Annotated in this window: 22 protein-coding genes and 6 tRNA genes; 10 read left to right on the forward strand and 18 right to left on the reverse strand. The window is 45.9% G+C overall.

Annotated features, from left to right (window positions below):
* The first annotated feature begins 37 nt into the window (after positions 1-37).
* From phnL to phnP, 4 genes are read left to right on the forward strand one after another with little or no spacing between them, the layout of a single operon-like run.
* Complete coding sequence (gene phnL / locus D1Z90_RS09745) at positions 38-736, forward strand: phosphonate C-P lyase system protein PhnL (protein ID WP_119910568.1); 699 nt, start codon at positions 38-40, stop codon at positions 734-736.
* 14 nt (positions 737-750) lie between these two features.
* Complete coding sequence (gene phnM / locus D1Z90_RS09750; protein ID WP_119910569.1) at positions 751-1,887, forward strand: alpha-D-ribose 1-methylphosphonate 5-triphosphate diphosphatase; 1,137 nt, start codon at positions 751-753, stop codon at positions 1,885-1,887.
* Positions 1,884-2,528: a phosphonate metabolism protein/1,5-bisphosphokinase (PRPP-forming) PhnN gene (gene phnN / locus D1Z90_RS09755; RefSeq protein ID WP_158587098.1), complete on the forward strand. Its 645-nt coding sequence runs from the start codon at positions 1,884-1,886 to the stop codon at positions 2,526-2,528. The genes phnM and phnN overlap by 4 nt, the downstream gene beginning before the upstream one ends.
* The gene (phnP, locus tag D1Z90_RS09760) at positions 2,525-3,343 is read left to right on the forward strand and encodes a phosphonate metabolism protein PhnP (RefSeq protein WP_198419104.1); all 819 of its coding nucleotides are present in this window, start codon (positions 2,525-2,527) and stop codon (positions 3,341-3,343) included. The genes phnN and phnP overlap by 4 nt, the downstream gene beginning before the upstream one ends.
* A gap of 135 nt (positions 3,344-3,478) precedes the next feature.
* Here the strand turns inward: phnP and D1Z90_RS09765 are convergent, their stop codons facing one another.
* Positions 3,479-3,742 carry a DUF2999 family protein gene (locus tag D1Z90_RS09765; RefSeq protein WP_119910662.1) on the reverse strand — a complete coding sequence of 88 codons (264 nt, stop codon included), beginning with the start codon at positions 3,740-3,742 and terminating at the stop codon, positions 3,479-3,481.
* 192 nt (positions 3,743-3,934) lie between these two features.
* Here D1Z90_RS09765 and D1Z90_RS09770 point away from each other — a divergent pair, with 192 nt between their 5' ends.
* A complete protein-coding gene (locus D1Z90_RS09770) occupies positions 3,935-5,020 on the forward strand; it encodes a PQQ-dependent sugar dehydrogenase (protein ID WP_119910571.1) in 1,086 nt (361 codons plus the stop codon).
* Between the two features lie 78 nt (positions 5,021-5,098).
* Here the strand turns inward: D1Z90_RS09770 and D1Z90_RS09775 are convergent, their stop codons facing one another.
* Positions 5,099-5,416 (reverse strand): hypothetical protein, encoded by a 318-nt coding sequence (locus tag D1Z90_RS09775; RefSeq protein WP_119910572.1) that lies wholly within the window; start codon positions 5,414-5,416, stop codon positions 5,099-5,101.
* A 271-nt stretch (positions 5,417-5,687) separates the two neighbouring features.
* Between D1Z90_RS09775 and D1Z90_RS09780 the strand changes: the two genes are divergently transcribed.
* Positions 5,688-6,497 (forward strand): hypothetical protein, encoded by an 810-nt coding sequence (locus D1Z90_RS09780; RefSeq protein WP_119910573.1) that lies wholly within the window; start codon positions 5,688-5,690, stop codon positions 6,495-6,497.
* Between the two features lie 81 nt (positions 6,498-6,578).
* Here the strand turns inward: D1Z90_RS09780 and D1Z90_RS09785 are convergent.
* The 6 genes from D1Z90_RS09785 to D1Z90_RS09810 all read right to left on the reverse strand — a co-directional run bounded on the left by D1Z90_RS09785 (position 6,579) and on the right by D1Z90_RS09810 (position 7,922).
* Positions 6,579-6,655 (reverse strand) — tRNA-Pro (locus D1Z90_RS09785).
* Between the two features lie 266 nt (positions 6,656-6,921).
* A tRNA-His gene (locus D1Z90_RS09790) sits at positions 6,922-6,997 on the reverse strand.
* 76 nt (positions 6,998-7,073) lie between these two features.
* Positions 7,074-7,150: transfer RNA gene (locus D1Z90_RS09795), tRNA-Pro, on the reverse strand.
* A 468-nt stretch (positions 7,151-7,618) separates the two neighbouring features.
* A tRNA-Leu gene (locus D1Z90_RS09800) sits at positions 7,619-7,703 on the reverse strand.
* A gap of 24 nt (positions 7,704-7,727) precedes the next feature.
* Positions 7,728-7,803, reverse strand: a tRNA-His gene (locus D1Z90_RS09805).
* Between the two features lie 42 nt (positions 7,804-7,845).
* Positions 7,846-7,922 (reverse strand) — tRNA-Arg (locus D1Z90_RS09810).
* A gap of 219 nt (positions 7,923-8,141) precedes the next feature.
* On the opposite strand from D1Z90_RS09810, the gene folD reads away from it, so the two are divergent.
* Positions 8,142-8,999, forward strand: coding sequence for a bifunctional methylenetetrahydrofolate dehydrogenase/methenyltetrahydrofolate cyclohydrolase FolD (gene folD, locus D1Z90_RS09815; RefSeq protein WP_119910574.1), 858 nt, complete (start codon positions 8,142-8,144; stop codon positions 8,997-8,999).
* A gap of 159 nt (positions 9,000-9,158) precedes the next feature.
* Here the strand turns inward: folD and cysS are convergent, their stop codons facing one another.
* A complete protein-coding gene (gene cysS / locus D1Z90_RS09820) occupies positions 9,159-10,538 on the reverse strand; it encodes a cysteine--tRNA ligase (RefSeq protein ID WP_119910663.1) in 1,380 nt (459 codons plus the stop codon).
* A 198-nt stretch (positions 10,539-10,736) separates the two neighbouring features.
* Here cysS and D1Z90_RS09825 point away from each other — a divergent pair, with 198 nt between their 5' ends.
* From D1Z90_RS09825 to D1Z90_RS09835, 3 genes are all read left to right on the forward strand, one after another.
* Complete coding sequence (locus tag D1Z90_RS09825) at positions 10,737-11,231, forward strand: peptidylprolyl isomerase (protein ID WP_119910575.1); 495 nt, start codon at positions 10,737-10,739, stop codon at positions 11,229-11,231.
* A 5-nt stretch (positions 11,232-11,236) separates the two neighbouring features.
* Positions 11,237-11,980: a UDP-2,3-diacylglucosamine diphosphatase gene (gene lpxH, locus D1Z90_RS09830; protein ID WP_119910576.1), complete on the forward strand. Its 744-nt coding sequence runs from the start codon at positions 11,237-11,239 to the stop codon at positions 11,978-11,980.
* Between the two features lie 132 nt (positions 11,981-12,112).
* A complete protein-coding gene (locus D1Z90_RS09835; RefSeq protein ID WP_119910577.1) occupies positions 12,113-12,709 on the forward strand; it encodes a Yip1 family protein in 597 nt (198 codons plus the stop codon).
* Positions 12,710-12,783: 74 nt separating this feature from the next.
* Here D1Z90_RS09835 and purF read toward each other — a convergent pair whose 3' ends face one another.
* The 9 genes from purF to fabB all read right to left on the reverse strand — a co-directional run bounded on the left by purF (position 12,784) and on the right by fabB (position 24,508).
* Complete coding sequence (gene purF / locus D1Z90_RS09840) at positions 12,784-14,298, reverse strand: amidophosphoribosyltransferase (RefSeq protein WP_119910578.1); 1,515 nt, start codon at positions 14,296-14,298, stop codon at positions 12,784-12,786.
* A 19-nt stretch (positions 14,299-14,317) separates the two neighbouring features.
* The gene (locus D1Z90_RS09845) at positions 14,318-14,809 is read right to left on the reverse strand and encodes a CvpA family protein (protein ID WP_119910579.1); all 492 of its coding nucleotides are present in this window, start codon (positions 14,807-14,809) and stop codon (positions 14,318-14,320) included.
* Positions 14,810-14,889: 80 nt separating this feature from the next.
* Positions 14,890-15,624, reverse strand: coding sequence for a cell division protein DedD (dedD, locus tag D1Z90_RS09850; RefSeq protein ID WP_119910580.1), 735 nt, complete (start codon positions 15,622-15,624; stop codon positions 14,890-14,892).
* Positions 15,625-15,627: 3 nt separating this feature from the next.
* Entirely contained in the window at positions 15,628-16,878 is a 1,251-nt protein-coding gene (gene folC / locus D1Z90_RS09855; protein WP_119910581.1) for a bifunctional tetrahydrofolate synthase/dihydrofolate synthase, read from the reverse strand.
* 11 nt (positions 16,879-16,889) lie between these two features.
* Entirely contained in the window at positions 16,890-17,684 is a 795-nt protein-coding gene (truA, locus tag D1Z90_RS09860; RefSeq protein ID WP_119910582.1) for a tRNA pseudouridine(38-40) synthase TruA, read from the reverse strand.
* A 102-nt stretch (positions 17,685-17,786) separates the two neighbouring features.
* Positions 17,787-20,870, reverse strand: a complete 3,084-nt coding sequence (locus D1Z90_RS21965; RefSeq protein WP_119910583.1) for a FimV/HubP family polar landmark protein — start codon at positions 20,868-20,870, stop codon at positions 17,787-17,789.
* Positions 20,871-21,062: 192 nt separating this feature from the next.
* Positions 21,063-22,079, reverse strand: a complete 1,017-nt coding sequence (locus D1Z90_RS09870) for an aspartate-semialdehyde dehydrogenase (RefSeq protein ID WP_119910584.1) — start codon at positions 22,077-22,079, stop codon at positions 21,063-21,065.
* Between the two features lie 8 nt (positions 22,080-22,087).
* On the reverse strand, positions 22,088-23,212 hold the full coding sequence (locus D1Z90_RS09875) for a 4-phosphoerythronate dehydrogenase (protein WP_119910585.1): 1,125 nt from the start codon (positions 23,210-23,212) through the stop codon (positions 22,088-22,090).
* Between the two features lie 84 nt (positions 23,213-23,296).
* Positions 23,297-24,508 (reverse strand): beta-ketoacyl-ACP synthase I, encoded by a 1,212-nt coding sequence (gene fabB / locus D1Z90_RS09880; RefSeq protein ID WP_119910586.1) that lies wholly within the window; start codon positions 24,506-24,508, stop codon positions 23,297-23,299.
* Positions 24,509-24,510 lie beyond the last annotated feature (2 nt).

The raw sequence follows: 24,510 nt of genomic DNA on the forward strand, positions 1-24,510 counted from the left end.
CCGCCTTATGACCACATCAATCACAGAGGGAACGGCCATGGAGCCCGTATTAATTGCCAAAGATATTCATAAGACCTTTGTTTTGCATAATCAAGGTTGCACTCAGTTGCCCGTACTGGAAAATCAACATTTAAGCCTGCATAAGGGTGAATGCCTCGTATTACACGGCCATTCTGGCAGCGGTAAATCCAGCTTATTGAGAGCCTTATATGGCAACTATCATGTTAACCAAGGTGAAATACTTATCCGCCAACAAGCGCAGTGGCTAAACCTCGTCAACGCTGACTCACGCCAGATAATACAGTTACGCCAACATACTTTGGGTTGGGTAAGCCAGTTTTTACGGGTTATTCCTCGACTGTCAGCTCGCGATATCGTGATGCAGCCGCAACTCGATATTGGCATCTCCCCTGCCGTGGCCAAAGCCACCGCGGAGCGCTTGTTAAGCCAACTAAATGTGCCAGAAAAACTCTGGTCTTTAGCGCCAGCCACTTTTTCTGGAGGCGAACAACAAAGGGTCAATATTGCCAAAGGTTTTGCCTTGGATTACCCCATATTATTGCTGGATGAGCCCACCGCCTCATTGGACAAAACTAATTGTGAGCAAGTGATATCGCTTATTCAACAAGCCAAGCAACGAGGCGCAGCCATTGTGGGCATCTTCCATGACCCTTGGGTTAGAGAGCAGGTCGCTGATCGCCTTCACCCTATGTCAGCTTTGTCTGCACCTCATTAAAAAGGACTCCGTCTATGATCATTACCAATGTCAATATTGTGCTTGAGGATGAAGTAGTGCTCGGCTCATTAGAGGTAAGAGAAGGAAATATTATCGCCTTGTCTGATACCCAAAGTCAGCTCAGCGCTGCCATAAATGGAGATGGCGCTTATCTACTGCCCGGTTTGGTTGAGCTGCATACCGACAACCTTGAAAAATTTTTCACGCCTAGGCCAAAAGTAAGCTGGCCCAGTGCTTCGGCCATGGCCAGCCATGATGCCTTGATGATAGCCAGTGGCATTACTACAGTGCTTGATGCCATTGCCGTTGGTTATATTAACGACCACGGTGCCCGCTTAGCGAATTTACAACGCATGGTGGACGCCATTACCAGCAGCCAACAAGCTGGCGTAAACCGCGCTGAGCATATGCTGCATTTGCGCTGCGAATTGCCAAACCCTGATACCGTGGACATGTTTGAAACCCTGGTGCAACAAGCCCCCATTGCCATGGTGTCCTTGATGGACCACACCCCAGGACAACGTCAATTTGTTGATAGTGAAAAGTATCGAACCTATTACATGGGCAAATATGGGCTCAATGAACAAGAAATGGCCCAATTTGAAGCTGAGCAAACAGCCGCCGCTGTACAATGGTCGACGCCAAACCGCCAAGCCATTGCGGCCTTAGCCAGAGCGAAACACTTGCCATTAGCAAGCCATGATGACGCCACCTTGGCTCACGCCAATGAGTCAGTAGCTTTGGGCTGCGCCATAGCCGAGTTCCCCACGACGGAGGAAGCGGCGAGCGCCTCCCATCAAGCAGGGTTAAAAGTCATGATGGGCGCGCCGAATATTATTCGCGGCGGATCGCACTCAGGCAATGTAGCAGCCGCGACCTTGGCTGACGCCGGCGTGCTGGATATATTATCTTCTGATTATTACCCTGCCAGTTTGCTTGATGCGGCGTATCAAGTCGCGCTAAGCCCTACTAATCAGTACGATTTATGCCAAGCTATTAAGATGGTTAGCGCCACACCAGCCAACGCCATAGGCCTTAATGATCGAGGCTGTATTGCAGAAGGTAAAAGAGCGGATTTAGTGCTGGCCAAGCCAACAGATGAAAGGCTCAGAATAATGCAGGTTTGGCGCCAAGGAGCGCGAGTATTTTGAATATTGGGCAGGAAAACAACCATCACGATTGCCGCACTCAGCACTGCCCTACCCCTAAGCTGTATTATTTGGTGGGACCTTCTGGCTCAGGCAAAGATAGCTTGATCAACGCCTTAAAGCAGCAAACTGACATTAACGCGAGACTGGCTTTTGCTAGGCGTTATATCACCCGAGAGCAAGGTGTGGGCGAAGAAGGCCACATCCATTTAACCCCGCAAGAGTTTACTCAACGCCTCGAACAAGGTTTTTTCGCCATGTATTGGCAAGCCAACGATTGTATGTACGGTATTAGCCAACAAAGTATAAACCTGCTGCAGCAAGGCAAGAGTGTGTTAGTGAATGGCTCTCGCGCCTATTTACCGACAGTACAAGCGCACTATGGTGATAAACTGCAAGTGATTGCGCTGTCGGTTCAGCAAGATATTTTAGCTCAGCGTTTAACGCAAAGAGCAAGAGAGTGCCAAGCAAAAATAGCGGCGCGTTTAGAGCGTAATCATGAGTTTGAAAGCCGCCTGCCTGATGGCAGCTGGCTGATAGATAATAGCGGGGATTTCGCGCAAGCGGTACACCAGCTTCGGCAATACTTATTCACTTCCTTACCAAGCTCGGCCTACAAAAGCCGAGCAGAAGAAATAAAATGATAACACTCACTTTACTCGGCACAGGCAACGTACAAGGCAGCCCGGTATACGGCTGCTTATGTAACGCTTGTGAACGTGCCCGGTGCGAGCCTAAATATCGCCGCCGGTTATGCTCCGCCATGTTGCAAGTAGCAGGCCATACGCTATTAATTGACGCCAACCGCAGCGACTTGTGTGAGCGTTTTGCAGCCAATAGCATCAGCGCTATCTTACTGACGCATTATCATATGGATCATGTTCAAAGCTTATTTCAGCTGCGCTGGAGCAAAGTGGCCCCCATTCCTGTTTACCAGCCAAATGATGACAAAGGTTGCGATGATTTATTTAAACATCCTGGTATTTTAGCGTTCCAGCCAGCCAATGAAATGGGTCGTGAGTTTTGTTTGCCCAGCTTACCTGATTTACGCATTACAGCCTTGGCACTGAATCACTCTAAGCCTTGTAATGGTTACCTTTTTAACTACAGCAACGCAACACTAGCTTATTTAACAGATACTTGTGAGCTGCCTAAAGCAACGTGGCAAGCCCTGCATAAGGCCAGTCCACAATACATAGCGATCGATTGCAGCTTTGCTCCGGGCACAGTAGACCATAATCACAATAATCTGACTCAAGTACTGGCCATGGCTAAGGCTATGCCAAAAAGCCATTGGTTGTTGACCCATATTGGCCACGATCTGGACGCCTATTTAATGCAGCATACTCCATCGCTGCCAGATAATATCACGATTGCCAGAGATGAAATGACGCTGACGTTGGCTGAAAATCAAGACCCAGAGGCCGCGATTAGCAAGCTAGATGAAAATGTCACCTAAGGTGAGCTTAAGTAACCTAGTATGAGTGAAAGAATTTTTGTGAAAGGCAATTTGTGAGAGGAAATTTATAAAAGCAAATGTTAACCCCGACAGCACCGGCAGGGTTAACATGAAAGCAATCATGCTCAGTAAGCGCTAATTGCCCTTGGCTTGGTCCAGCTTTTGTTTTGCCGCTTCGACTTTTGAAAAGTCTAACCCCAGCTCTTCAACGGCTTGTTGAATTAACCCAGGGTTAGCCATCACCGACATGATCAGTGGCTGCAACTTTTCTTGTGGGATGCCAAGTTGGCTAATGGTCGTCATGGCTTGTAAAGGGTTTTCAGTTAACTCTTGAAAGATAGACGCAATTTGTTCGTCACTGACGTTATGTTCTTTAAGGGTTGAGATAATCGGGTTCATATTTATCGCTTTGATGATAAAGGTTAAAACAACATTATACACTTTTTTTGCCAGTGCAGAGCCTAGGACAAAGGCAACTACCGCCACAAACACGCAGCCGCACTAGCCCATTAAACGCACTTGCACTTAACTTTACTGTATTTGCGGTTACACTTAATCAATCAACGCCGTTTAAAGCTGATTAGACACCTTATGATAACGATAAAAAACCTCATACGCACCGTCATCTTAACGCTATTTTTACATACCCCATTGGCGCATGCATGGCAAGCAGAGCAAGTCGCAACAGGCCTGGGTATTCCTTGGGGAATAGCCTATTGGGATCCCACTAGCTTGTTGATCACAACACGCAGTGGTGAAATCATTCACTTAGACGTTCGCAGTGGTGAGCACACCACCTTGTTTAAGGTGCCAGACGTTTGGCATCAGGGACAAGGCGGGCTGTTAGACATTGCGGTATCGCCTTTCGCAGCGAATACTTTATATTTCACTTACAGCAAGCATGTCGACGGTAAAGGTGTCACAACACTGGCCAAGGCGCACTACAAAGACAACCAACTCTCGCAATGGCAAGACGTGTTTGTGACTCGCTCTGCCAGCGACTCAGGCCGTCACTTTGGCAGTCGAATTGCTTTTGACCAGCACAATATATACGTGTCGGTTGGTGATCGCGGGGTGCGTGAAAATGGCCAAAATACTCAAAACCATGCGGGTACTATCATTCGTGTCACGCCTAATGGCAAAGTGCCCAAAGACAACCCTTATTTAGAAGATGCAACCGTGCTCGACGAAATTTGGAGTTACGGCCATCGTAACCCACAAGGTTTGTATTTCGACGCGATAAAAAGTCAGCTTTGGGCCATTGAGCACGGACCTCGTGGCGGCGATGAAATTAACTTGATAAAGCCTGGCGGCAATTACGGTTGGCCCGTTACTTCCCATGGTAAAGAATACTGGGGACCACTAGCCGTAGGCGAAGCTGAGCATAAAGCGGGCATTATTTCCCCTGTAAAAGTTTACGTCCCTTCTATCGCCCCCAGTGGCTTGGTGATGTATCAAGGCGATAAGTTTGCCAGCTTAAAAGGTAAGCTATTAACAGGTGCGCTTAAACTTCAGCACATTAATGTGATTAGCCTTGATGGTAATAACCAAGCAAGTGAAGAAGTGAGGCTGTTTGAAAACTTAAATGAACGAGTTAGGGACATAGAAGTAACCCCGTTAGGCGAGATATTTTTCAGTACAGATAGCGGGAATATTTACCGTTTAGCTAAACAGTAACAATAATGCCTGTTTGGCCCTGACTTGTTTAGATTGTGCTTAAACAAGTCAGGTAACTGCACAGCATTGAGGCTTTTCTTATAAGAATGGACTTCTCCAACCGCCGTCGGGGTAAATCACCACAACCTTAGTGGTATTGACCATGCCTCTTCTGCGCTCTTTTGAATAAAATGTCATGTTACAGTGAGTATTAAACGCGTTGTCGTCGTTAATGGCATTGCCGTGAATATCGGTAGGCTCAGAAGCCCAAGCATCATTTAAACGCACATTTTCATAAGTAGTGCTGGCTTTTCGAATATCATTTTCATGCGCTTTGCACACTTGGTCTGGACTTTGAGCATAAGCCATGGAGCCAGTGAATAAGGTAACTGTGAATAGCATTATTTTTTTAAACATGGCAACTCTCCGCATTCAGTGCTTTTCGATATAGCTTTATCCGCTAGGTGTACGAAGCAGTATGGCCAGAGGGTAAAGCGTTGACAAATCATTAGACTTATACCCATAGGTTATTATCCAAGAAATAGAAAAAGCCAGATATGAATAACCATGTACTTTGAAAACCAACATTGGTGACTAATTGCGCTATTTAATTTCTCTTAAAAAGATCGCTAACCCTTTATCACAATGCATGTGTTAACAAGTATGCCCATCAACAAGGAGGTAAATAATGATCAGTCTTTGGCTATCACAGCAAAAATCGCAGCACTCAATCACCATAATAATGCTGTTTATTCTGCTTTGCCTCACGCACCCTAGGCTCAGCCATGGAGGAGAGCAAGACATGGAGCTAGAAGAATACCGTTATCTGCTTCAACAGCATTTCTTAACCGAGCTAAGCCGTCACGGCTTTCATCAAGGTTATGATTTTGAAAACTCAGACAGTGAAACTGGCTTTTACATTGATAAATACACACCCGAAGTGACAGGTACGATAAGTTATTATGGCCTAGTGTATCTGCCACTTAATAGCGATTTTTTGCGCAGCTTTAAACTCACTATGACACGCACTGAAAATGGCATAGCAATAGTGCAAGAAAAGTCCTCTTCTAACCTGCGCCGGCAAATCACTTCACCACCCCAAACACAGTCGGACACAGAGTATTACGATAATACAGAATGGCAAAAAGACCCGTTTGCATACCCACAGTCGCAGGTAACTGAAAAACCGGTTCAACTGAGCCCCTACCCTGGCATTGCCTATTTTGAAAGCCAACTGACTGAATTACGTAACTCAATTGAACACTTTAAACCCAAGCTTCATGATAAACATTTTAAGGAGGATATTGACCTGACGCATGGCCCATTCGCCATTATGGAGCGAGCTTACTACATTGCGGAAATTGATCAAAACAGCGTGGAAATTGCCTTTTTGTTCGACACAGACTCCCAAATCCGATTTGGTTATCACTTTCATTATAACCTTAACACCGGAGAAGTTAGCGAGATTCGCTATATTAGTCCTCCGATGTTGATGTAACGAAAATTCACATTCAGAAAAAGTTATTGATAATTATGGATGAGAATAAAAAAAGCCACTCGATTGAGTGGCTTTTGAATGTGGTCGGTGATGAGAGATTCGAACTCCCGACCCTCTGGTCCCAAACCAGATGCGCTACCAGGCTGCGCTAATCACCGAACTAAAACTATGCTCTAGTATATTGTAGAGGGCCATAACCCTCTGGTCCCACTCTTTATGAGCTTCGCGACGATGCGCTACTAGGCTGCGCTAATCACCGAACTTAAACTTTGTGCTGGCGTATTATGGAAGGTCGAAACCGTCTAGACCCGCTCTTTATGGGCTTCGCGACGATGCGCTACCAGGCTGCGCTAATCACCAATGCCTTGCTGTTACTCTATATAACGAACCGTTATTAAAAATGGATCATTATATTTTAAAATAATGGGGCGAATGACGAGGATTGAACTCGCGACAACCGGAATCACAATCCGGGGCTCTACCAACTGAGCTACATCCGCCACTGAATTTTTACCAATTACCCGCTTAATCAGGTTTATTTGGCATTAGTTTCGCTAAATAGCCAAACTTAAATATTGGTCGGTGATGAGAGATTCGAACTCCCGACCCTCTGGTCCCAAACCAGATGCGCTACCAGGCTGCGCTAATCACCGAACTTAAACTTTGCGCTGGTACATTCTAGAAGGTCTATACCCTCTGGTCCCACTCTCTAAGAGCTTCGCGACGATGCGCTACCAGGCTGCGCTAATCACCGAACTTAAACTTTGCGCTGGTACATTCTAGAAGGTCTATACCCTCTGGTCCCACTCTCTAAGAGCTTCGCGACGATGCGCTACCAGGCTGCGCTAATCACCGAACTTAAACTTTGCGCTGGTACATTCTAGAAGGTCTATACCCTCTGGTCCCACTCTCTAAGAGCTTCGCGACGATGCGCTACCAGGCTGCGCTAATCACCGAACTTAAACTTTGCGCTGGTACATTCTAGAAGGTCTATACCCTCTGGTCCCACTCTCTAAAGAGCTTCGCGACGATGCGCTACCAGGCTGCGCGGTTCACCGAAATTTACATGGAGACTTACTTGTTGAGTAAGCTAACGTCTGTCCATTACATATAACGTTAAATGGTGCGGAAGGAGAGACTTGAACTCTCACACCTTGCGGCACTAGAACCTAAATCTAGCGTGTCTACCAATTTCACCACTTCCGCATCTTGTATTCTTCCTAGGAAGAATGGGGCGAATGACGAGGATTGAACTCGCGACAACCGGAATCACAATCCGGGGCTCTACCAACTGAGCTACATCCGCCACTGTTTTCTATTTCATTTTGAATCGGGATTCAAAATGAAATGGCGCACCCTGAAGGATTCGAACCTTCGACCTACGGCTTAGAAGGCCGTTGCTCTATCCAGCTGAGCTAAGGGCGCACATTGGTTGTTTGCAGGAGCATGACATCTGTTCCCCTAAACAACGGAGCGGCATGTTACCCAGTCTAACGCCCTTGGTCAACGACTTTCTTTAAAAAAAACAACGTTCGTTCAATTGTTAATCATACTGTTTAGCACCTATACGAATTGGCTGACAAACTTGCCCTTCTCTGACACAATATAGGCAGTTTTAATGTTAACAAAAGAGTAGCAATATCAATGTCTGCGCAAATCATCGACGGCAGTGCCATCGCTAAACAAATTCGTGAAAATGTCGCCACTAAAGTAGAACAGCGTTTAGCCCAAGGAAAAAGAGCGCCAGGATTGGCCGTGGTACTAGTAGGGCTGGATCCTGCTTCACAGGTTTACGTAGGCAGCAAACGCCGCGCGTGTGAAGAAGTGGGCTTTGTCTCTAAGTCATACGATCTAGAAGCAGATACTAACCAAGAGACACTACTCAATTTAATTGATGAATTAAACGCTGATGATTCGGTAGATGGCATTTTAGTACAGCTGCCGTTGCCTGAAGGTTTAGACTCAACCCAAGTGATTGAACGGATTGTTCCTCACAAAGACGTGGACGGCTTCCACCCTTATAATGTTGGCCGCCTCGCGCAGCGTATCCCAATGCTGCGCCCTTGTACGCCAAAAGGCATTATGACCTTGTTCGCTTCAACGGGCCAAAAACCTCACGGTAAGCATGCTGTGATTGTGGGAGCGTCAAACATTGTGGGTCGCCCTATGATGCTTGAGCTTCTGCTGGCAGGTTGCACCGTAACCTGTTGTCATCGTTTTACGGAAGATCTTGAACATCATGTGCGTCAAGCAGACATTTTAGTCGTGGGCGTGGGTAAACCGAACTTTATTCCTGGTAAGTGGGTTAAGCAAGGCGCAACCGTTATTGATGTGGGTATAAACCGCCTTGAAAATGGCAAACTTGTGGGTGACGTTGAGTTTGAAGTCGCTAAACAAAATGCCGAGTTCATTACTCCTGTTCCTGGCGGCGTTGGTCCAATGACAGTGGCCACCTTGATAGAAAATACGCTCCAGGCTTGTGATGAGTTCCACAGCGCGTAAAGCAACAAGATTACGCCGCTAACCAAAAAAACCTGCTTTATGCAGGTTTTTTTATAACTAGCGTTTAGCTCTCAACTCTCAACGTCTTGGCGCTGCGCTTTTACTGGGCACAAAAAAGCCGGTAAATATACCGGCTTATAATTTAAAGCAATGACATAATTAGGCTTTGCGCCACGTTGTGCCGGCTGCGCTGTCTTCTAGAATCACATTAAGCGCATTTAGCTTATCACGGGCTTCGTCGGCTTTTGCCCAATCTTTCGCGGCTCTTGCATCGTTGCGCTGTTTGATGAGGGCTTCAATCTCTGCTGCTTCGTCGTCATCACCGCTAGCACCTTGCAAAAAGGTTTCTGGCGCTTGTTGCAATAAGCCTAGTACTTCGGCATACACTTTGAGCTCCGCAGCTAACGCCTGCGCTTTGACCATATCCGTCTCTTTCACCTTGTTAATGGCTTTGGCCAGTTCAAACAAAACCGGCAAGGCTTCTGGCGTATTAAAGTCATCGTTCATGGCTTTTTTAAACTGGGCAGCATATTCCGAGTCGGTGGCCGCCTGGCTAGGCACCACCCCACGTAACGCAGTATAAAGACGTTCTAAGGCGGAACGAGCTTGTTTTAAGTTATCTTCTGAATAGTTAAGCTGGCTACGGTAATGGCCAGATAACAAGAAATAACGCACGCTCTCAGCGTCATATTGTTCTAACACGTCACGGATGGTGAAAAAGTTGTTCAACGACTTCGACATTTTCACTTTGTCGACTTGCACCATGCCTGAGTGCATCCAGGTGTTAACATATTTGCCTTGATGAGCACAGCATGATTGCGCTATTTCATTCTCATGATGAGGAAACGCTAAATCAGAGCCGCCACCGTGAATATCAAATACTTCACCCAAGATTTTGTTGTTCATCGCACTACATTCAATGTGCCACCCCGGACGTCCTTCACCCCAAGGAGAAGACCAGCTTGGCTCTCCCGGCTTAGACATTTTCCATAATACAAAATCCAGAGGATCGCGCTTAGTTTGTTCGACTTCTACACGGGCACCGGCTTGTAACATGTCTAAATTTTGTTGACTCAGCTTACCGTAATCTGCAAATGAGCTCACCGCAAACAATACATCGCCATTGTCAGCGACGTAGGCATGCTCTTTGGCAATCAACTTTTCTACCATGACAATAATTTCGGCCATGTGCTCGGTGGCTCGCGGCTCAAAATCTGGCTCGATCATGTTTAGCGCGGCAAAGTCTTGATGCATAGCAGCGGTGTATCGTGCAGTTAAATCGTCGCAACTTTCACCATTTTCGTTGGCGCGTTTAATTATTTTGTCGTCAACGTCGGTAATATTTCGAACAAAAGTCAAATCGTATCCGGCGTAACGCAAATAGCGCGCCACTAAATCAAATGCCACAAAAGTGCGACCATGACCGATGTGACAGTAATCGTAAATGGTCACCCCACACACATACATGCCAACTTTGCCTTCGACCAACGGCTTAAACTCTTCTTTTTGACGCGTTAATGTGTTGTATATTTTGAGCATTTGTTCCTCAATACTTAAATGGCATGACAAAACAGGCATTTTACCTTGCAGCGCAGTGAAATTCATCCTTTGCATTGGACAATTCAAGGTGCAAATGCCCTTTGGGCGCTTTTTTCTTATCCTAATATCGGTAAACGGTTTTCCCTCACCCCAGCCTTAGGCTAAAATAAGCGCCGAATTAATACTAAAGGTAATAATATGATCACTTTGACAACCAACCACGGCGACATCAAAATCGAACTTGATTACGACAAAGCACCAAAAACGGCTGAGAACTTTGCCCAGTATGTGAAAGAAGGCCACTATGACGGTACCATTTTTCACCGCGTGATTGACGGCTTTATGATCCAAGGCGGTGGTTTTGCTTCGGGTATGGATGAAAAAGCGACGCGTGATCCTATTCAAAATGAAGCCAACAATGGACTTTCAAATGAAAAAGGCACTTTAGCCATGGCGCGCACGATGGAACCTCATTCTGCTTCAGCGCAGTTTTTCATCAACGTAGCCAATAATACGTTCCTCAACCACAAAAGTGAGTCTACTTCAGGCTGGGGTTATTGTGTGTTTGGTAAAGTCGTAGAAGGCATGGACGTGGTTGAAGCGATCAAAGGCGTATCAACAGGTAACTATGGCATGCACCAAGACGTGCCTCTAGATGAAGTTGTCATCGAGAAAGCCGTTATCGCCGAGTAATCAACTTGGGATTTACATACTTTATTGCAGATTTACATCTGTCTGAGCAGCGCCCTGAAATCACGGCGCTGTTTTTGCATTTTCTTGCCCATGATGCACGCGACGCCGACGCTTTGTATATATTGGGTGACTTATTCGAAATTTGGCTTGGTGACGACATAGACTCCGCGTTGACCAATGATGTAGCGACAGCGATTAAAGCTTTAGCAGACAGTGGCGTGCCCTGTTATTACATTCATGGCAATCGCGATTTTATGATCGGTCAGCAGTACTCGTCAAAAGCAAACATGATCATATTACCTGAAAAGCATTGCGTGGATTTATACGGTGAAACCGTGTTACTGCTCCACGGCGATACGCTGTGCACGGAAGACGAAGCCTATCAAAACTATCGCCGCTGGGTTTATAAGCCTTGGTTACGTTGGCTGTTTTTGGCCATGCCTAAGTTTATCCGCGGTCATATCGGTAATAAAATACGCAGTAATAGCAAAGCCCAAAGCAAACAGAAGCAACAATATCGCAAACAAATTATGGATGTGTATCAACCGGAAGTGGAACAAGAGCTGTTACATTTTCAGGTCGACACCATGATCCACGGCCATACCCACCGCCCAAACGTGCACCGTTTCACCCTAGATGGACAAGCAAAAACCCGTATTGTACTGGGTGATTGGTACGAGCAAGGCAGCATGCTAGTGGTTTCAGCTGAAAGTAAGCAATTGATTGAGCAACCTTTCCTAGCTACTTAGTGGTTAAGTTTTAAACAGATCTGGTGTTCTTTCCCACTCTGCGCTAAAGTTAAATAAATGTTAATTTCGTACATTTATTTAACTTTTGGCCGCGTCTTTTGGTGGCCTATAAAAAGGAAGAGGGGAAATAACATGGTACTAAATCATATTTGGGGTCTGTATACCCATCCAAAATCTGAGTGGCACACGATTGACAGAAGCCACGAAAACATCTCTATGAGCATCAGCCACATATTACTTATTGCATTGGTGCCCAGTGTCTGCATGTTTTACTCGACCGTTTTCACAGGTTGGTCAATAGGCGCTGGTGATCCTATCTATTTATCAATGGAAAGCGCCGCTGCAATGTCTGTTGCCACATACTTTGCCTTAGTCATGGGCGTGTTTGCTCTAGCATATTTAGCTAATTGGATGTCTCTCACCTTTGGTGCTGAGCATAACTATACCCACTCACTTGAATTAGCGGCATATACAGCAACCCCCTTGTTTATGGTAGGGTTTGCAGCCCTCTACCCTTCCCCGTGGTTTATTATGATGGTCGGGTTTGTCGGACTTGCTTGGTCGATTTACTTACTCTATACCGGCGTCCCCATTTTAATGCACATTCCAGAAGACCAAGGTTTTATCTACGCAAGCTCTGTGGTCACTGTGGGTTTAGTGCTGCTGGTTGCGATATTGGCAAGCTCAGTCATTCTTTGGTCTATTGGATTTGGCCCAAGCTTCGTATGACAATAATAAAGCAATAAAAAAGGCTACCTTGCGGTAGCCTTTTTTGTGTCTAACTTAGCAAGCAATGCGGAGGACTAAGCACCTTCGTTGTGCATTTCTAAGTTAGCTATCTCTTCCTTTTGCTCGCGGATCGCCTTAGCATCATCGCTGCGTAAAGAGTTTAGGTAGTCTAAATAGTTTTGATCGACGTCGCCAGTAACGTACTCACCATTAAACACTGAAGTTTCAAACTGCTTAATATCAGGGTTTTGAACGGCTACGGCTTTCACTAAATCAGCCAAATCTTGATAAATCAAGCCATCTGCGCCGATACTTTGACAGATTTCTTCAACTTCTCGCCCATGGGCAATAAGCTCATTGGCGGTCGGCATATCAATACCGTAAACATTCGGGAAACGAATTTCTGGTGCAGCAGAAGCAAAGTACACTTTATTTGCGCCAGCGTCTCTTGCCATTTCAACGATTTGCTCAGACGTGGTGCCACGTACAATTGAGTCGTCAACTAGGAGTACATTTTTACCTTTAAACTCTGCGCCAATGGCGTTAAGTTTACGGCGAACCGATTTACGACGCTGAGTCTGACCCGGCATAATAAAAGTACGGCCAATATAACGGTTTTTCACAAAACCTTGGCGGTATGGCAAGTCCAAGTGCAGCGCAATTTGTAATGCCACGTCACATGACGTTTCCGGGATCGGGATGACAACATCAATGTCTAAATCATCCCATTCACGTTTGATCTTATCGCCCAAGGTTTTACCCATTTCTAAGCGTGCACCGTAGACAGAAATGTTATCTATCATTGAATCTGGGCGCGCGAAGTAAACGTGTTCAAACACGCAAGGACAGTAGTTTGGATTTTCCGCACACTGCTGCGTGAACAGCTCGCCAGATTCAGTGATTAGCACCGCTTCACCGGGCGTCACATCGCGAACAAACTCAAAGTCAATAGCTTCAATCGCCACGCTCTCAGACGCAACCATGTATTCGGTTTGACCATTTTCTTCACGTTTACCCAAAGCTAATGGACGTATGCCATTAGGATCACGGAACGCAATCAAGCCTAAACCATTCACCAAGGTCACTACCGCGTATGCACCGCGTGCTTGTTGATGAACTTTAGCCACCGCTGCAAATACGTCACTCGGGTCTAACGTTGCCTTATTAAAATGCGCAAGTTCAGTCGCTAACACATTCAACAAGGTCTCAGAGTCTGAGGTTGTATTAATGTGGCGCAAGCTATTGGCAGAGATATCAGATAACTCAGGTGCATTGGTTAGGTTACCGTTATGCGCCATAGCCATGCCATATGGAAAGTTAACATAAAACGGTTGTGCTTCTGCTGCGCTCGAGCTACCCGCAGTAGGGTAGCGCACGTGGCCGATACCGATGTTCCCTTTAAGCCTTTGCATGTGTTTAGATTCAAACACATCTTTGACAAGCCCATTGGCCTTGCGCTGCTTAAAATTACCTTCGGAGATGGTCACGATGCCAGCTGCATCTTGACCACGGTGTTGTAAAACCGTCAGGGCGTCATAAATGCTTTGATTAACAGGGTTGGATCCAACGATGCCGACAATACCACACATGTATCTTGTCCTCGTAATTTTAGGGGCTTGGTGTTAAAAAACTGGATGATGTTTTGACATACTCAAAGAACCATTCAATGACAATGCCAAACTCAGGGATCAGGGTAGACGCTTGCCACCATTGTGTACTTGGAAACGCGGTAAACGAGTCCATAAAGAACAACAATGCACTGACAATCAGCGCGCCTCGTATTGCACCAAAGCATATACCTAAGGTGCGATCGGTTCCTGAAAGTCCCGTTTTACTGACCAGCTGACTGATCACATAATTTACTAGTCCACCTACGATCAAGGTACTGATAAACAAAGCGGCAATGGCCGCTGCGTTTTTGATCATAGGATCTTCAATATTGGTAAATAGCGTGGCGACGTCAGGGTAAAACTGACTGGCAATGAAAAAAGCGGCGAACCAACTGGCTAATGAAAATGCCTCTTTTACAAAACCTCTGATCAAACTAATAATCGAAGAAAGCGCGATAATGCCTAAAATGGCGTAGTCAATCCAAACCATGAATCAGCCCTTGCTAAAAAACGCGGCGATTTTAACACCCTTAAATCTAAATTGCTTGTAAAACTTGGTATTAAACATCATTAACGCAGCGGGCTATAAGGCACCACTTTGCCTTGTAATCCGGTTAATTGTTTTAGCTTAGGCAATGATTTCTCGAGCTTTTGGGCTGATACATCAGGGCCAACATAAACCTTGTTAATCACATCTTGGGTCACGGTTGCAGGCACCGTATGTACGGTATAACCTGCTTTTTTTAACTTTTTAACTAACGCATTCACGTTACCTGCGTTTCTAAATGCACCTAATTGCACCACCCAAGCTGCGCCTTTGAAGTCAGGAGCCGGATTACTTTTTGGTTTCACTGTTGGCTTAGGTTTGGGTTTAGGAGTCACTTTAACCACAGCTTTAGGCGCAGGCGTCGCTTGTGGCTTGACTTTAGGCGTGGGCTTAGGCGTCGCGGGAGTAGGCTTTGGCCTTTTTACAACCTTAGTTTGGTCAAGTTGTTTGAGTTCAGGCAGAACGGTCACCTCTTCCACTTCAACTATTTCGATGTCCCCTTTAGCGCCCGTTTGTGCCACTACAACGGCTTCGGGAAGCTGTTCTAGGTTAAACTCTTCATTACTCGCGACCAAGGTAGTTTCTGTACTTAAGGGCTGTTTAGGCTTTGGCGTAGGCTGCTCAGGTTGAATAGGGATAGCCACAAACTCGTCGCGGTACTCTTCTTTTTGTCCGTCTAATAAACTTGGTAAAAACAACACAGCAGAAGCAACAACGATAATAGTACCGACTAAACGATTCTGAAATTGGCTGGCCACAAATTAACCCTTATTATCCAATGCAATAATATCGGCTACAGTGTAAAACGAGCCGAAAACAATTACCACCGACTTGCTCTCACTGTCTGTCAAAGCCTGCTGATATGCTTCGACCACGCTGCCATACTCGTTGACGTTCGCTTGAGCGGGTAAATGCTGTTTAAGCTCTTCAGCTTTTGCGCCGCGTGGCCCCTGTAAGTCAGCTAGATACCAATGACTGAAAGTATCGCAAAAATGCGCCATCGTCGCGGCGATGTCTTTATCTTTTAACATGCCAACCACCGCCAAGCACTTGATACCCTGAGCTCGATATTGTACTAACTGCTGCGCCAGGTATTGCGCCGATTGGGGGTTATGCGCTACGTCTAATATCACTTTAGGCGACGTTTGCCACACTTGCATACGCCCTGCTAGCTGCGCATCGGCTAAACCTTTAACAATGGCATCCTCTGGCGCATTCAACTGCAAAGCGTGTAAACAAGCTAATGCCGTGGCGGCATTTTGAATCGGCATATTAATCAGGGGTAAAGCCGCGAATTTTTGCTCTGAGTTTTGCCACTGCCAGCTATCCGATGCTAGCTCAAACGTATAATCTTGTTTGGCTAAAACCAAATTTGCACCGATATCACTGACATGCTTGATTAGCGACTGAGGCGGCGTCAGATCGCCGCAAATAGCCGGTTTTCCCTTACGGTATATGCCCGCTTTTTCAAAGCCCACGTCTTCACGGTTATCTCCCAGCCAATCAACATGATCAATATCGACCGTTGTGACCACAGATACATCCGGTTCAACAATATTTGTCGCATCTAAGCGTCCACCTAAACCTACTTCTAACAACACTACATCAAGATTAGCTTGTTTGAGTAAGTTAAGCGCTGATAAAGTGCCGAACTCAAAATACGTTAAAGCAATGTCGCCCCTGCCCTTTTCAATGTCTAGAAAAGATTGGCAATGTGCTTGCTCTGTCAATTCTTGACGATTAATCCTCACTCGCTCGGTATAACGAATTAAATGGGGCGAGCAATATACCCCTACTTTATAACCCGCTTGCAATAAGATGGATTCGAGCATGGCACAAGTGGTGCCCTTACCATTTGTTCCGCCTACCAGCACCAGCTTGGCATCAAAATGAATAAGGTTTAAACGCTGCGCTACCTGTCTGACGCGATCTAATCCAAGTTCAATCTCACTTGGGTGTAACCGCTCTAAGTGTGTGAGCCATTGCGCTAAAGTTTGAGGCAAGTTGTTCATTGAATATCGCCTTATAATTGTTCATTCGGTAAAAACAGCGGGCCAATATGATGGCGTGGTAAATTAAATTCGCTAGGGTAATCAACGTCAACTAAATACAAGCCATTTGCTTTTGCCGTAGCTGCTGCTTGGCCTCGATCTTTTAATGTAAGTAAATGCTTGAGCCAGTCGATATCTTGTTTGCCTTTACCCACTTCGATTAGGCTGCCGGTGATATTACGCACCATGTGATGCAAAAAAGCGTTGGCTTTAATATCGATGACAATGTAAGGGCCAAAACGTTTGACATTGACGTGATGGATATTACGAAAAGGTGTATTGGATTGACAATGCGCGGCTCGAAACGAGGTGAAGTCTTGTTCCCCTAACAGGTATTGCGCTGCTTGATGCATTTTATTGGCATCAAGGGGCTCGAAATAATGGCTGAGTCCGCCGCCTAAGATCCCGCTGCGCAGTGGCGCATTATAAATAATGTAACGATAGCGGCGCGCGGTAGCCGAGAAACGGGCATGGAATTCACTGTCGACTTGTTTGGCCCAAGTCACCGCAATATCTTTGGGTAAGTTAGCATTAATGCCCAAGGTCCAAGCTCGTTCATTTCGAGTGGCATGAGTGTCGAAATGTACGAGTTGGCCGGTAGCATGCACTCCCGCATCTGTGCGTCCTGCACATTGCACTTCGATGGTTTCATTGGCCACTAAAGTTAGGGCCGCTTCAAGACGCGCTTGCACCGTGTCTACCTCGAGTTGTTTTTGCCAACCATAATAGTTGGCACCATCATATTCAATGCCTAAAGCGACTCGCATGCAGGTCTACCTATTGAAAAAACAGGGATTATAAAACAAAAAAAAAGGGATGCCATTAAAATGCATCCCTTAGTCTTGTTTTGCGTTCAATATTGAAGCAGTTTAACTCAATCTGTCGAGTAACTTTTCAACTTCACTGATTTGCTCAACACTGCCTAAACCTTGGATTTCTTCCAAAATGCTTTTCGCACCTTCTTTGTCGTCAATTTCCAAGTAAGCACGGGCTAAGTCAAGTTTTTGGCCAATGCCACCCTCATCGTCATCGACGTCAATGCCGTCACTGTCTGGTAGAATTTCAGGGAATTCATCCAGGCCGACGTCTAGGCTCGCCGCTTGATAAGGCTCATCATCGCCGTTACCACCATCACTGTCTTCCAACAGTTTATTGATATCAATGAAGTCATCTTCCACGTCATCAACCAGTGGAACTTCTGCGCTTTCATTAAACGCCACTTCACCAAGTTGCGACGCTAGCATGTCTGCAGCTTCTACATCAGCAGCAGATTCATCCTTCACTGCGTCAATACTTTCAACTTCAGCAAAGTCCCATTCTAGTTCATTGGTATCAGCAACAGGAGCGTCAACTTTTACCTCTGGCTCAGCTGCTACTGGCTCTGGTTTGACTTCAGCCTCGCTGAAATCAAAGTCCATCGCCAGTTCATCGGCAGCAGGCTCTGGAGAATTAAACTCCATTGGCTCAGCTGAAACAGGTGCCGCCGCTTGAACGGGTTGCTGCGCAGGCGCGGGGGTTTCAGCAAGTAAATCTTCTACCTCATCCAATTCGACAATCATCTCGTCATCTTGGATAAGGGTGTCTTCATCAGCTTCTAGGTCAAAGATAGACTCATCCGCTTCTTCAAACTCAATGTTAGATAAGTCTAACTCTGACAAGATTTTGTTGTCTGAAGGCGTGTTAGTCGCGGCTTCAGCTTGCTCTGCCACTGGCTCTTCGATAATAGGCTCTTCAACCACAACTTCTTCAGCAACAGGCTCAGCAACTTCTGGTGTTGCTTCAACTGCAGGTTCAACTAGTTCTGGCTCTAAGCTTAGCTCTGGCTCGAGGGCAAGTTCAGGCTCAATTGACGCTTCTGGCTCTAAGGCTAACTCGTCAGATAAATCTAACTCAGCATCAATGCTCACTTCGTCAGCTTTTTGTTCCGTTGGCTCAAGGCTGAGTTCATCTTCTAAGCTCAGCTCATTACTGAAGTCTAATACCGTTTCATCCGTAGATTCAGCAGCAGCTGGCTCGAGTGTTTCAAGCTCAAGCTCGTTATCATCTGTGTCTAGCTCTAAGCTAATCTCAGCTTCAGACTCTGCTGCAATTTCAGCACTTGGGTCTTGTAGTTCATCTTCAAGTGAAAACGCTAAATCATTGCTTTCGCTTGCTTCGGGCTCAATAGAATCAGCCGCGTCAAACGCTAACAGTTCTTCTTCATTTGTGTCCTGAGCTGATGATTCTGGTGCTGCCTCTGCGTCCATTGCCGCCAGCGCATCTTCCACTGATACAGGTTGGTCTAAATCAAGTCCTTCAAGGCCAGTGATATCAACTTCGTCCTCTAAGCCTAATTCTTGCTCAAGATCTACTTCGTTATCGAGGCTTAAATCACTTTCAAAGCTAATTTCGTCATCCGCAGATTCAGATAATTCTTTTTCCCAATCAGCCGCAAGGTCTGCATCTGGGCTAGCTTCAACTTCTGGTTCAGGGGTAACTTCAGACTCTAGTGCAACTTCTGTAGCGGTTTCTGCAACAGGCTCACTCAATTCAGGCTCGAAGTCGCCACTAAAATCAATCTCAGGCTCAATCGTGGCTTGTTCCGCTACAAGCTCGTCTTCAATGTCTAGCTCTAAAGAGTTAGCATCATCCGCTTCAGCCGCCGGCTCAGGGTCAAATGAGAAATCAGTCACTTCTTCAACGTCATTACTTGGCTGGTCTTCAAACAAGTCATTCGTTGGTGACTCTAAGTCAAGCTCATCTGACGTTTCGCCATCTAAATCGATTTCTTGTAGCAGATCTAAATCATCGGCTGACTCTAGGTCGGCATTATTTAAACCGTCGGTTGACAAGTCATCTTCCGAAGCTGTCGCGTCTTGGTCTGCAACGTCGCTGGTTAGCAGATCGTCAAACTCACTATTTTCTTCTTCCATCAGAGTCGACGTTGACTCCGCCATTTCTTTCTCTTGCTCGTCAAGCTCTTGCTTAGTGCGCGCTCTTAACCAGAAAGTGAAGATAAGCACGACTAGCAACACTGGGAACAAGATAACGCCTAACAGGTATAACCAGCTAGAACCAATTGTATGAAGTAAACTGGCCTCTTTTTCTGCTTCGGCTGCTTGCTGCGCTTCTTTCTCAGCCATTTGCTGAGCCAACATGGCTTTAATCTCAGCTTGAACTTTGGCGTCTTCTTCTAACTTGGTTTTTAGACCACTAATATCTTGAGTCAGCGACTCAATTTTAGTTTTTAGGCGTTGGTTTGATTCCGTCACCTGCATAAGCTGCGAGTTAGAATCATCTAGCTGAGTTTTAAGCTCGTTGATTTCTTTCTCAGCCGCTTCAGGAATCGCTGCAACGGTTTCTGCTTCTGTACCTTGATCCACATTCTCGACAGGAGCCGGCGTTGCTTGAGCAACCGCTTCAGGCTCAGGCGTGACCACTACCGGTTTTGCAGCTGGCTTGGCTACTTCTGCAGGCTTCGCGGCTTCTACGCTAGGCGCAGGAGTCGCTGCAGGCTTAGTCGCAGGTGCAGTGGTTTTGTTTTGAGTACTTTTAGCTACAAAGTCTGATTGTGCTGACTGGCTATTAACGCCACGAATTTCAGATTCTGTTGGAATGGCTAAGACAGCACCCGCTACTAAGCGGTTAATGTCATTGTTAACAAAAGCGTGTGGGTTTTTGTTAAAAATGGCCGTCATGGTTTGGTAAACAGAAACTGATTTATTTGGTCTCACGCGATTAGAAATCGACCAGAGGGTATCAGAGCTTTTTAGTGGGCCGTAAGTTCCCGCTTTTCTTGAACTAACGATTTTAGGTTTTACAGTGGTGACTTGGCTTTTGGTTTCCCCTTCGGGACCGGTTAGCTCAACATAAAACCCAGGGGCATCTTTGAATACATCTTCTTCTGCAATAATGCTACCTGTCGCCAGCACAAGGGGTAATGCTACAACTGCGCGGGAAAAATAACGTCCCATGTTCCATCCTTTATTTTTTTGAATCGCTCAAAAACTCATCATACATGCGCAACTTTCACACATATACTTCTTAATGACTGATAACTATAAACTAGCTCGCAAGGCTAATCTAGCATCAAAATAAACTGGCATCAGAGCAGGGGCTGGAATTGAGACACAGCCCCGTATTTTGGTGAGTAAGTGATTTAAAAATTAGAAATAATCACGTATTAACAATTCCGCTATCTGCACTGCGTTGGTCGCTGCGCCCTTTCTGACATTATCAGCAACCACCCACATATTTATGCCATTTTCGCAGCTTATGTCCTTGCGCAAACGACTGACAAACACGTTATCTTGACCGACAGCGTCGGCAACAGGGGTGTGGCACTGACCAGTGTCTGCAATAAACTCAACTCCTTGAGCATGATTCATCAAGCTTTTAACTTCGTCTATTGCCAATGGATAACGCGTTTCTACATGGATTGCTTCCGCGTGACCGTAAAACACAGGGACACGCACAGTGGTGGGGTTCACCATAATACTTTCATCTTCAAATATCTTGCGCGTTTCATTTACCATTTTCATTTCTTCTCGGCTATAACCGTTATCAAGCATTTCGTCGATTTGCGGTAACACGTTGAATGCAATTTGCTGAGAATACGCTTCTGGATCAATGGGCTGGCCATTGAGTAACTTAGCGGTTTGCCCTGCTAGCTCTTTAATTCCTTTGTTACCTGAGCCAGAAACAGACTGATAGGTCGCTACGTTAATACGCGCAATGCCAACTTCTTCTTGTAATGGTTTTAGTGCCACCAGCATTTGGATGGTCGAGCAATTAGGGTTAGCAATAATGTTACGACTGCTGTATTGACTGATGGCGTGAGGGTTAACCTCAGGTACCACTAGCGGTACGTCTAGGTCTTCACGAAATGCAGAACTGTTATCAATCACCACACAACCGTTATCGCCAGCAATTGGCGCCCATTCTTTTGCCGCTTCCGAACCGGCCGAGAAGATGGCAATTTGTGCTTGCGACCAGTCAAAATCGTTAACATCTTTAACGGTCACGCGTTTGCCCTTAAATTTAATCTGTTCACCCGCACTGTTACTGCTTGCAAGCAGAAAAATATCGCCTACAGGGAATTCACGTTGTTCCAATAGTTCAACAACCGTTTTTCCTACCATGCCGGTAGCGCCCAACACAGCGACGTTAAATACTCGCTCCATTTTTACTCCTAATGTTTTATTGAAAAGCCCAGTGCGGCTAATAGATGATCATTTTGCTGTAGGTCTAAACTCACCGTCAACGTTGAGAATTCTCTTCTTTCCCGATAATGCTTGCGCATGTTGTCAAAGCCGTCCGGTGAGGCGATGCCCATCCGGAAAATATGGTCGTCTCGCCTTACGTCATACACCAAGTGCACTAAAGACTTGACCAAGCTTTGGTTTAAGGGTGAATTAACCCGAATATTATCCACCACAGCTTGTGGCAGAAGACTGCTCACTTTAAGTTTAGCTTCTTTGCCTAAATGCTGGCATAACGCTCGGTAAAGCACTTCTGTGCCATTGGCTTTACCCTCTAAACTGTATCCTGCAATATGCGGGGTAGCAATTTCAGTATACGGTAAAAGTGCCATCTCGATATTAGGCTCGTTTTCCCATACGTCTAAAATTAAGCTCGGCTGCGAGCCTGACTCAACACGTTGCAGTAAAGCTTGGTTATCGATGACTTCACCACGGGCCGTGTTGATCAAAACCTGATCTTGGCTGAGTTGGCGTAATCGTTGTTGATCAAACAAGTGGTGCGTTGGGTATTCACCGTCACGAGTTAAGGGTACGTGCAAAGATATAAAATCGCATTCCATGATCTTATTCAAATCAACAAAGGTGCGAGGGTCGTCAGTATTAGCCAAAATCGGATCACATAAATGACACTTCATGCCTAAAGCCGTGAGTTTATGAAACACTGCGCTGCCGGTATTACCTGCGCCAACAATGCCCACGGATTTACCTTGAAGGTTAATTAGGTGTTTTTCAGCATGCACCAGAACGGCGCTGACCACATACTGGGCCACTGACTTTTTATTGCAACCAGGTGCACTGGTAAACTTAATCCCGCGGTCTGCAAGGTATGCTTGATCCACATGATCTGTGCCTATGGTGGCAGTGCCAACAAACTGTAAACGTTCGTTTTTTGAAAGTAATGCTTGGTTCACTTTAGTGATAGAGCGAACCAGAAGCACGTCGGCATCAACCAGGTCGTCAGCGGTCACGCTACGGCCCTCAAACAAGACTATCTCACCGAGGCCAGCAAACATTTTCTCAGCGTACGGTATATTTGAATCAAGGTAAATTTTCATTCAATGTCGTCAACAAGGTGGTGTGGAAATTTGGAACAAAAAAAGCAGAGCATCATGCTCTGCTTTTGTCACTTTAAGAAAAGGTTATACTTTTTTGAAAACTAAGGTCGCGTTAGTGCCACCAAAACCGAAACTGTTAGACATGACCGTAGTCAGTTCTGCTTTCTCAGATTGGTTTTTAACAATTGGCAAACCTTCAGCCTTTTCGTCAGCTTCATCAATGTTGATGCTCGGCGCAATAAAACCGTGTTCAACCATTAATAGACTGTATATGGCTTCGTGCACACCGGCAGCACCTAAGGCATGACCCGTCATTGATTTAGTGGCACTGATTTTTGGTGCATCGCCACCGAATACTTCTTGAATAGCTTCTAATTCACGCACATCGCCTACAGGCGTCGAAGTACCATGAGTGTTTAGGTAGTCAATTTTGCTGTCTACCGTAGCCATTGCTTGTTTCATACAGCGCACGGCACCTTCACCAGAAGGCGCAACCATGTCATAGCCATCTGACGTTGCTCCATAACCGACTACTTCACCGTAAATTTTGGCGCCGCGAGCCAGTGCATGCTCAAGCTCTTCAACAACAACCATGCCGCCGCCACCAGAGATAACAAAGCCGTCGCGATTGGCATCGTAAGTACGAGATGCTTTTTCTGGAGTTTCGTTATATTTAGTAGAAAGTGCGCCCATGGCGTCAAATTCCATCGCTAGTGTCCAGTGAAGCTCTTCACCACCACCGGCAAACACCACGTCTTGCTTACCCAGTTGAATAAGTTCAAGGGCATTACCAATACAGTGAGCACTGGTCGCACACGCCGAACTAATAGAATAGTTCACGCCTTTAATCTTGAACGGCGTTGCCAAACAAGCCGAAGTAGTACTGGCCATTGTTCTTGGCACCATGTAAGGGCCTACACGTTTAACGCCTTTTGCGCGAAGGATATCCGCAGCTGCAACTTGGTTTTCTGATGAACCACCACCAGAGCCTACCACTAGACCCGTACGTTCATTTGACACTTGCTCATCGGTTAGCTTGGAATCATCAATGGCTTGCTGCATTGCGAGGTAAGCAAAACCTGCCGCGTCACCCATAAAGCGCATCACTTTACGGTCAATATGATCTTTTGGGGTCACACCCAATGCGCCCCATACGTGGCTGCGCATATTTACTTCAGCAAACTGCTCAGAAAAACGGATACCGGATTTGCCTTGTTGTAGTGATTCGAGTACTTCTTCTTTATTGTTACCAATACTAGAAATAACACCGATACCTGTAATGACTGCTCTTCTCATTT

The sequence above is a fragment of the Motilimonas pumila genome (assembly GCF_003596335.1).
Classification (GTDB): domain Bacteria; phylum Pseudomonadota; class Gammaproteobacteria; order Enterobacterales; family CBDFNC01; genus Motilimonas; species Motilimonas pumila.